Source organism: Paenibacillus sp. sg306046 (genome assembly GCF_059821225.1).
This window is the reverse complement of the sequence record NZ_JCAMRT010000004.1, coordinates 295,056-304,655: the sequence shown is the minus strand read 5'-3', so window position 1 is coordinate 304,655 and position 9,600 is coordinate 295,056. Positions and strand designations below refer to the sequence as shown.

At 54.8% G+C, this 9,600-nt stretch carries 7 protein-coding genes; all 7 read right to left on the bottom strand.

Annotated elements, in window-relative coordinates; genetic code table 11:
• Positions 1–57 precede the first annotated feature (57 nt).
• The 7 genes from AC6ROY_RS06350 to AC6ROY_RS06320 all read right to left on the bottom strand — a co-directional run bounded on the left by AC6ROY_RS06350 (position 58) and on the right by AC6ROY_RS06320 (position 9,599).
• Positions 58–414, bottom strand: a complete 357-nt coding sequence (locus AC6ROY_RS06350) for a type II toxin-antitoxin system antitoxin SocA domain-containing protein (RefSeq protein ID WP_500099264.1) — start codon at positions 412–414, stop codon at positions 58–60.
• A gap of 348 nt (positions 415–762) precedes the next feature.
• Positions 763–2,304, bottom strand: coding sequence for an ABC transporter substrate-binding protein (locus AC6ROY_RS06345; protein ID WP_500099263.1), 1,542 nt, complete (start codon positions 2,302–2,304; stop codon positions 763–765).
• Positions 2,305–2,403: 99 nt separating this feature from the next.
• Positions 2,404–3,285 carry a carbohydrate ABC transporter permease gene (locus AC6ROY_RS06340; protein WP_500099262.1) on the bottom strand — a complete coding sequence of 294 codons (882 nt, stop codon included), beginning with the start codon at positions 3,283–3,285 and terminating at the stop codon, positions 2,404–2,406.
• 19 nt (positions 3,286–3,304) lie between these two features.
• Positions 3,305–4,174 carry an ABC transporter permease gene (locus AC6ROY_RS06335; protein ID WP_500099291.1) on the bottom strand — a complete coding sequence of 290 codons (870 nt, stop codon included), beginning with the start codon at positions 4,172–4,174 and terminating at the stop codon, positions 3,305–3,307.
• A gap of 284 nt (positions 4,175–4,458) precedes the next feature.
• The gene (locus AC6ROY_RS06330) at positions 4,459–6,081 is read right to left on the bottom strand and encodes a response regulator (protein WP_500099261.1); all 1,623 of its coding nucleotides are present in this window, start codon (positions 6,079–6,081) and stop codon (positions 4,459–4,461) included.
• Positions 6,056–7,840, bottom strand: coding sequence for a sensor histidine kinase (locus tag AC6ROY_RS06325; protein ID WP_500099260.1), 1,785 nt, complete (start codon positions 7,838–7,840; stop codon positions 6,056–6,058). Before AC6ROY_RS06325 ends, AC6ROY_RS06330 begins: the two co-directional genes overlap by 26 nt.
• A gap of 70 nt (positions 7,841–7,910) precedes the next feature.
• Complete coding sequence (locus AC6ROY_RS06320; RefSeq protein WP_500099259.1) at positions 7,911–9,599, bottom strand: DUF6138 family protein; 1,689 nt, start codon at positions 9,597–9,599, stop codon at positions 7,911–7,913.
• Position 9,600: the final 1 nt, after the last annotated feature.

Here is a 9,600-nt window from a genome sequence, read left to right as displayed (position 1 = left end):
CCAAGCAAGAAATATCCAATTCTGACGCGGATTCTCTGGCTTCTTAAGCGTTAGAACTTATGACTGTCCAGTATAACTAATCGGTTGTTTTTCTTCTGTTTCTAACCATCCCATTTCATTATGTGCATACTCGCTAATATTTCGAGAACCATAATTTCGAAAAAATGCTTCAACTTCCAACATAGTCTCTAACTCATCATCAGAGAACACTGTTGAATCAAAGGGCTCAGAAGCTTTAATCATCATCATAGTCCACCCTTCATCATTCGTTAGTTCATCAATTTCAATCACATTCATATGTTGTAAATGAGCTAATGCTATATCGTGATCTTTTGGCACTGGACCATATGGGTATTTCAAATAAGTTGCTCCTGTTATAGATACGGTTGATGCACATACACAAATTTTGATCAATGGTCAGCTTGATGTATGCGACTTTTCCGTTTAGTTCTTTCCTAAAAAACCAGACCAACTCGTTAGACCCTCTACGATCCAACTCAGGTGGCTTGTATTGGTCACTAGGCTTTAATTTCATGATCTCCCGCCAAGCTCCTCTTCTGTCTTCAATTCCTAAATCAAAAAGAGCTTGAACCGTATCATAATCATTCTATATACTCTGTATTTTTCAATAATGTTTTAACCTATAACAAAAAGCCCAAGCTATGCTGCTGCTTGAGCTTTATGATTAAATGTGGCTTTATTTACGTATTTCTTATGAGCAGCACACAGCACTCCACATGTTTCGTGTAGCTGATACTTTCGTTACTTCGCCGTCTTGGCCCACGCGTCCAGCTGCTTTTGTTTTTCCGCGATAATTTTATCCAGACCGGAAGCCTTGAGCTTGCTTATAAACTCCGGCAAATATTTATCCGGGTCCAGCGAACCGGTTTCCAGCCCGATTTTGTACTGATCCTTCACACTCTGAACCGCGGCCGCCTCCGTTTTCACCGGATCGACGGTAAAGCTGAAGCCGAGCGCTTTCGACTTCTTCGCAGACTTGTTGAATTCCGCCTGCAGCTTGTACACGTTCGGGTCGTCATTCTCCCACACATGCGACAGAAATTGGTTGCCCCACATCCAGCCGTATTGCGGGTTGTACGTCGAGTTTTCCGAAGTCACGCCGTCCGGGAAGCCGATCAGATTATTCGCTTTCTTCACGTAATGCTTGCCCTCGATCCCGAAATCAATCAGGTTGATCAGCTCTTGGTCGGAGTAGAGCAAATTCAGGAACATCATGGCCCGCTCAGGGTCCTTCGAATTTTTGGCGATACTGAACATAATATTCGAAATGGATGAGGTCGTCGTCACCGGCGGCAGCAGACGTACGGCTACCATCGGCGTTCCGGTCAGCGTGGACTCTTTATTTTCATAGCCGGGCTTCATATGCGCGACAAAGGAGAACGCTTTGCCCGCCTTGACCAGCTGCTCGGCGGAAATTTTGTTGGTCGCGATATCCTTCGGGATATATTCAGCCAAATACCATCTTCTGACCATTTTCAGCAGGTCGGCGTATTCCTTGGACTCGAACCAGTTGGTCACCTTCAAATTGCCGTCATGGTCCATCAGAACGCCGTTATCGTCGTTCAGCGGATCAATCATGCCCGGCACCTGTGACTGCAGGATGGATTGCCCGGAGCCTTCCGGCACAAGCGGAGCCATCGTCGGCTCATTGTCCTTGATGACCTTGAACACCGCGTCCAGATCATTGTACGTTTTCACCTTGCTCAGATCAATGTTATACTTGTCCACCAAATCCTTGCGCATAAGGACGCCGTAATCCGCCGCCCAGTCGCGCACGCTCGGCAGGCCGTACAGCTTGCCGCTTGTCGTGGTCGCCTTGAGCGCCTCCGGCGGCACGACCTTCGTGATCTCCTGGCCGTGCTTCTGCAGCAGCTCCTCCATCGCCACCAGCTGTCCCTTCGCCGCCTGGGTCCCGTAGCCCATCGAAGTAAGCGTGACGAGCAGATCCAGCTTCTCGTTGCTGGCAAGCATCAGGTTCATCTGCTGGGAGTAAGCCGCCACGTCAATCGGCATAAACTTGACCGTGGCATTAATTTTGCTCTGGGTAATTTTGTTGACCGCCGCCTGAACCTCCGGCAAATCCTTCGCCACGCCGATATTCAGATAAGCGACCGTTAATTCGTACGGCTTCAGCTCCGCCTGGCTGCCGGCTTGTCCCGTTGTACCGGTGTTCGAGCTGGCCGCAGGCGTTTCCCCGCTATTTCCTCCGCATGCTGTCAAGACGAGCGATAATCCGATCATGCCTGCCATCGCGCCCCGTGTTCGTTTCATCCCTGGCTTCATTCATTAAACCTCCCCGTCAATATAGCTTGAAACTATAGCTTGAAACTGGCTTGCCGTATCGCTTCATCTATGCCATACCGGCCGGAGCCGGGATCAGCCTTATCCTTTGACAGCTCCGATGACAAGCCCTTTGACGAAATATTTCTGGAAAAACGGATACGCGCACAGCAGCGGAATCGTGCCGATTGCGGCCATCGCCATCCGTACCGACTCCATCGGCACCTTCGAGCTTTCGCTGACCTCTGTCGTATTCATCGTATTGTTGGCGATAAACTGGGCATTTAGCAAAATGCGGTTCAACAGGTTCTGCAAGCTGAACAGCTTGCTGTCCGTGACATAAATGAGTCCGTTAAACCAGTCATTCCAGTAGCCGATCGTCTGCATCAGCCCGACCGTAGCGAGAATCGGCAACGACAACGGCAGCACGATCCCGAAAAAGATTCTGAACTCGCCCGCACCGTCCATGGAAGCGGATTCAATAACCGGTACAGGAACCGAGGTGGAGAAAAACGTTCGCATAATCAGGACGTAGAAGCCGTTGGACAGCAGGCCGGGAATAAGCAGCGCGAGCAGCGTGTTTTTCAGCTCGAACCATTGTGTGTACACAAGATAAGTCGGAACAAGGCCGCCGTTAAACAGCAGGGTGAAAAAAACGATGAAGCCCAGCGACTTGCGCAGCGGCATATCCCGGCGTGACAGCGGGTACGAGCAAAGCGCCGTGATCGACAAGCCGACAAACGTACCGACGATGGTTACGAAAATCGTGATCCCGTAAGCCCGTAAAATATTTTCGGAATCCCGCCACAGAAACTTGTAAGCCTCCAGGCTGAACTCGGAAGGAAAAAACGTATAGCCGTGCTTGAGAATAGCCATCTCATCCGTCAGCGAAGTCATGATAAGCAGAAAAAACGGAAGCAAGCACATGGCGACGACGGCGATGAAAAAGGTGTGCATGCTCCATTGATAGAGCTTGGCTTGCATAGCTGACCGACCTCCCGATTTAAAATAACGCGTTGTCCTTGTTCCGCTTGCTCACGACATAGTTGGAGATGACAACAAGCACGAACCCGACAACGGACTGGTACAAGCCTGCGGCCGACGACATGCCGATATCGCCAAGTCTCAGCAGCGCCCGGTATACATACGTGTCGATTACGTTCGTTGTCGGCATAAGCGCGCCTGTATCAAGCGGCACCTGGTAAAACAAGCCGAACTCGGAGTAAAAAATGCGGCCGATCTGCAGCAGCGTCATGATCGTGATCACAGGCATGATGAGCGGCACCGTAATTTGCAGGATTTGCTGCCATTTGCTGGCGCCGTCAATGGTGGCCGCTTCGTAATACTCCGGATCAATGCCGATGATCGCCGCCAAATAAATGACACACAGGTAGCCGACATGCTTCCAGATGTTCACAATGGTCAAAATAAACGGCCAATACTTGGGTTCGCTGTACCAGGAAATCGCCTCCATCCCAAGCATCGGCAGTAATTGCTTGTTCAAGTACCCGGTTTCACCGCTCAGCATCGCCAGAACGAGATAACCTACGATTACCATCGAGATCAGATACGGCAGCAGGATCACGCTTTGGTAAAAACGGGCCGCCAGCTTATGCTTCACCTCATTGAGCAAAATCGCCACCGCGACCGCAATAACCAGATTGATGACGATAAACGCTCCGTTGTACAAAATCGTATTGCGCGTGATGAGCCAGGCATCCGAGGTTGTAAACAAATATTCAAAGTTTTTAAAGCCGACCCAGTCGCTTGCCCAAATGCCTTTGGCAAAGTTTACATCCTTGAAAGCGATTACCAAACCAAACATCGGCAAGTAGTTGTTGATCAGCAAATACACCAGCATTGGGACCATCATGATCCATAAGGGCGCATACCTCGCTAATTTCCTTAGCTTCTTCCGGGCTGCGACCTTGGTCGCTGTCTGCGCTGCGGCTGTCGTTGCCATCGTTGCCATTGTGCGTCCTCCCTTAGCTCTTGATGTCCTTATCATAGAAAATTCGTCCGGCTTCATCTACCTCTTTCACGACTTTGTATTATGATTATTCCGACCTTCCGGAAGGCGGCATGCGCAAAAAAGACAGCTCCCGTCGCCTGTCCGGGAACTGCCTCTCACTTCTCGCCGAGCTGGCTATTCAAGGCTCAAGACTGATGCTGCTTGCGGTAATCCTGGGGGTTCAGCGCTGTCGCCCTTTTGAACATTTTCGAAAAATGGGAAAAATTGCTGTAGCCGACCGAGCTGGCAATGCTGCCCACCGCCAGCTCGGTTTTCGCCAGCATATCCTTCGCCAGCTCCACCCGCTCCTGCAGCACATAATCCGAAATCGTCAAGCCCGTTTCCTTCTTGAACATCCGCGTCAAGTAGTCCGGGTTCAGCTTGACATACTCGGCCACATCCTCCCGCGACAAGTCGTCGCGGATATGCCGGGCAATATACCGCTTGGCCTTATCCACCGGCGACTGCCCTTCCGTCACGCCGCAAATCGCCTTGATCGCCGCCTTGACGAGCGCCTCCGCCCAGCTGCGGAGATCCTTCACCGAGCGAGTCGCCATCGAAGCCTGCAGCGGCAGGCTCGCCTCGGCAAACACCTGGTGCGCCCGCAAGCCTTTGTCATGCAGCACCCGGTACAGCATCTGCAGGAAGTCCTCGTAAAACTCCCGCAGCAGCCGCGCATCCAGCCGCTCCTTCTGTCCGAAGGTCTGCAGCAGCTGCTCCAGCTCGGCCAGCAGCTCCTTCTCGCAGCCTTGCCTGAGCAGCTCCGCCCAGCCCGTCATCGGCGGCAGCGGGACCGTATCGTACGGCGAAAGCTCCTCGCACAAAAACAGCAGCTTGTTCGTCTGGGTCACATTACGCGCTTCAAGAGCGGTCAAATCTTCATAGGCTTTCAGCACGTCGGCCAAACCGACCGTATAGCCGACATAGCAGCACAAGTCGCAATAGAAGTAGTCGTTGCAGGTCGCAATGTAGCGCCGCCATTGCTGCTGCAGCGCCGCCTTGCCGGGGCCGCCTGCTGTCGAACGCCCGGTGTGTCCGACAGCAAGCAGCGCGAGCAGCGAGCCGTTCCGCACCTGCACGACCTGTCCCTCCCAGCCGCTCTGGCGGAACACCTCCTCCAGCGCGTTGCGCAGCGCATAATCCAATATTTTTTCTTCCCGCAGCGTCAGCGGCTTATGCCAGCGCTGGACAGCGACAAGGACAGGCAGAAACAGCGAGGCGGCGGTGTATGGAATGCTCTGCTTGGCCAGCAGCGGCTCCAGCTGCGCAAGGCCGGATGGAATCGAGCGGTGAAGCAGGTCCTGCCAGAACCGTTCGACAACCACTGGCTGGGACGATTCCCACAGCTGGCTGTAGTGCCTGTACGTCTCCTGAAAGCGCGACAGCTCCCGGTCCTTCTCCAGCTTCCCGATCGCCTTGCGAACCGTCCGCTCCAGCTCCGCAAACCGTACCGGCTTGAGCATATAGTCGAGACTGCCGAGCTGAATCGCTTTTTGCGCATACTCAAAATCGGCGTGGCAGGTCAGAAAAATCGACTCTGTCCCGGGAGCGTGCTCCTTCACCCAGGCCAGCAGCTCAAAGCCGTTTCCCTCCGGCATCTCGATATCGCAAAGCAGCACGTCAATGCTGTGCCCCTGAAATATTTCCTTGGCTTGACGAATATTAAACGCTTCATGCACCCGGACAAAGCCCAGGCTCTCCCAGTCCACACCGGCCTGGATGCCGCGGACCGCATGAACTTCATCATCTACGATCAGCAAGTGCAGCATACGCGCTGCCTCCCTCCGTTTCCTTTGTCGCGACAGCGCCATAGGGCAAGCAGATGTCCACGACAGCTCCTCCAGCGGCTCCATTGGCGAAGAGAAGCTTCGCCTCGTCCTGGTAAAGCAGCTTCAGCCGCCGCTGCACATTCCAGATCCCGATATGCTGTCCGTCCTCGCTGCCCGCTTCCGCCTCCAGGCGAAGCCGGTTCAGCACCTCCTGCGGAAACCCGCGGCCCGTATCGCAGATGCGAATGAGCAGCCGCCCGTCCTGCTGCTTGACGACAATGTCAATTTCAATATTCCGGTCCATACTGACCGCATGCTTGATCGTATTTTCGACGAAGGTCTGGATGACCAGCGGCGGAACCTCCTGCTCCAGCAGTGGCTCCTCCACATCAAGCCGGTAGGTCAGATGCTCGGGAAAACGCATTTCCTGAATACGCAAATAGTTAACCGTATGCTCGATTTCATCGCGCAGCGCGACGAAGGTCAGATTGCTGCGGAACATGAAGCGGAAATACTGCACGAGACACATCGCCATGTCCTGAATCAGCGCATAATTTTTCACCTGGGCCAGGTTATAGACGATATTCAACGAATTCAGAAAAAAATGCGGGTTGATCTGCAGCTGCAAATGCTTCAGCACCGCCTTCTGATGGTTTAGCTTTTCCTTCAGCACGTTAACCTTCAGCTCCTGAATTTGCGAAATCATCCGGTTGAACGTGTGATTCATCATTTCAAATTCGATCGCGGTCGGCTGAATCGTAATCCGGACATCCAGATTCCCGTCCTCGGCTCTGCGCATCGCCGTCATGATCCGGTTGATCGGGAGCAGGATCAGCCTCCGCAGCCAGTAGAAGATCAGCGGCACCAGCACCAGCGACCCGCACACAATGAACGTCACCATCCGCCGCAGCAGCGGCAAATTTTCCAAAATCGTCTTGTCCGGCACGATGGCAATGAGGCTGAATTGGCCGTTTTGCGACCGTTCGCCTGTCACCACATAGTTTTGCCTGCTGCCGGTCAGCACATATTCCCGCCCGTTGTTATTCAAATCAAGCTGATTGCTCGCGACGAACTCGTGGTCAGACATCGGCTCGAACGTATCCATCGCCAGCAGAGATCTTCCTTCATTTCCCATCTCAACTAAATTAAGCGGTGTCATAAGCTTACTTGCATCTACCTGCGCGCCGATAAATACGCTGCCGTAACGGATGATCCGTGTCAGCCAATAGCTGCCGTCCCGTTTCTGCACGAACCATTCCTTCAAATCGGTCGCTTCTTCCGCCTCCCCCTGCGGCGTAAACAAGCTGCTCACCCGGCGCTCTATCGCCGTCTGCTCCTCGTAATTGACCTGACCGTTCATCACGGCCATCAGATCGCGATTGGTCGCAGAGTAGATGAAAAACAAATCCATCGGCTTATAGTTCGGCAAATCCTTGAGCAGCTTGTTGTTCAGTTGAATTTTAGCGTAAGCGTATTGATCCGGCATCTGCTCGCGCGGCAATTCCAGAGTCAGCAGCGCAATTTCCTGGGCCGCAATCGTAAATAAATATTTGTTGACCTCGTCCAAATTTTGATCAAGCTGTCCCATGTACAAGCTGACCAGGCTTTTATTGGAATGCGCCACCTGATTGCGGACAACCTCGATTGCGTACAAATTGTTATAAATCATGATCGCGATCGGCGGAATCACAATGATGAACAGCCCCGCCAGCAGCCGGAAGCGAAGCGACCGGAACAGCAGGTGCGCACGATGCCGCATAGCTTTCTACCTCCCTTTGTCCGTATCAACCGCCATTTTCCGCCGAACAGGCGCTGCAGCCCTCGCTGCCTTAACCCGGAAGCGCCAGCCGCAGCAGCTCCTCCAGCAGCGCTTTCCGCCGCCGCTGCTTCTCCTTCGCCGCTCCCGCCTTCAGCTTGTCCGCTCCGCCCCACACGCAGTCGAGCACATGCCGCACCTGGCCTGTTTCTTTCGTCTGCAGCTCAGCCAGCAGCGCGGGCAGCAGCCCTGTTTTCTCCCACGCCGCGCGCTCCTTAGGCTTTAGCCTGAGCGGCCGCGGACAGCTGAGCAAACAGCCGACCAGCGCAGGCACAGCCGCCGCACTGCTGCGATGAGCGGCGAGCCAGGCCGCCGCGAACCCTTGCTGAACCGACTGCTGCGCGCCGTCCAGCCGCTCCATATACGACTGTACGAGAGGCGCGTAGTGCAAGCTTGCCAGCCCAAGGCCAAATACGGCATAGCTGCCCGGCATGCAGCGATGCGCCGCGTCCGTATCCGTATACCATTCAAATTCACGCATTGCCGCCCGTGCATACGCCTCCAGCCGGGGGTACAGCTCCGGGTACTGCAGCGCGTTGGCGAAGAAGCTGTGCGTCTGGCTTCGGCCCAGCCCCTTGACCGGCAGCAGCAGCCTGCGGGAGGCTTGGCAGCGAATCCGGTAGCTGCCCGGAAAGCCGCGCTTCAGCAGCTGCACAATAAAGTCCAGCGCCTTGCCGTAGCTGGCGGACGTTTCGCGATGAATCCGAATCGTAATGGTCGACTGAATGTCCAGCGCCTTGCAGGTGACATCGGCATCCTCATAGGACACGTCCTCCGCCCGCCAGTCGCCCCAGCCGACCTGCAGCACATGCTCCGCCTTGACGCTGCCAAGCTCGCGGGCTCTGTCCACATAACCAAGCGCAGCGCTGCGGCTATAGGCAGGCTCGTATTTCAGCATCAGCACAGCCGTATACAGCAGCAGCTCCAGCGTGTCGGCATCCGTCCTCATCGGCTGCCCGTCCCGCTCCCGGAGGCGGTAAGCCTTGCGGGGCCATTCCAGCGTCTCGACCTCATAATAACAGGGCAGCACACGCTGCTCCACCCAGCTCCTCAACGCGCTGATCACGTAGCTTCGATGCTGCAGCAGCTTGTCAGGACTGCGCTTGTTCACCTCCATGACCCGCTCGCAAAGCCGGATGAGCTCCTGCGCCGTCATCGCGGGATACAGCTCCGGATGGAGCAGGTTGCGGATCAGAAAAAACGTCTCCAGCTCCTGCGTCGGCTCCAACTCCTTCATCAGCCGCTGCCGGTAATCCTCCATGCGCTGCAGCAGCTGCCGCTGCTTGGCGGAATCGACAACCGTCGTCAGCCGCATCCGGCTCGGCCCTTCGCTTGTCCAGCACAAGCCCTCGACCGTAAACGTAAAGTCGAGCAGCGCCGTCTGCTGCAGGGCGGCAATTCGGGGCGTCAGCCGCTGCTCCAGCCGCGGACGCAGCTCCAGCGCAAGCTGCTCGGCCGTCAGCGAGTCAGGCTGCGGCGCGCCCCGCGTAATCACCTCGGGCAAGCTGAATCCGTCATCGGTCGAGAATATTTCCATGCTTCCTTGTTTATACTCAAAACGAACAAAATCATACAATCCAGCCTGCAGCGTTGTGCGGCCGATGATCGCCTCCGCGTCCTTCTCTCTGACTTGCTCCAGCCAGCTGTCCAGAGCGGCCGCGATATCGTCCGCCATCTCATCCCAGTCCACTTCCTGCGCCATG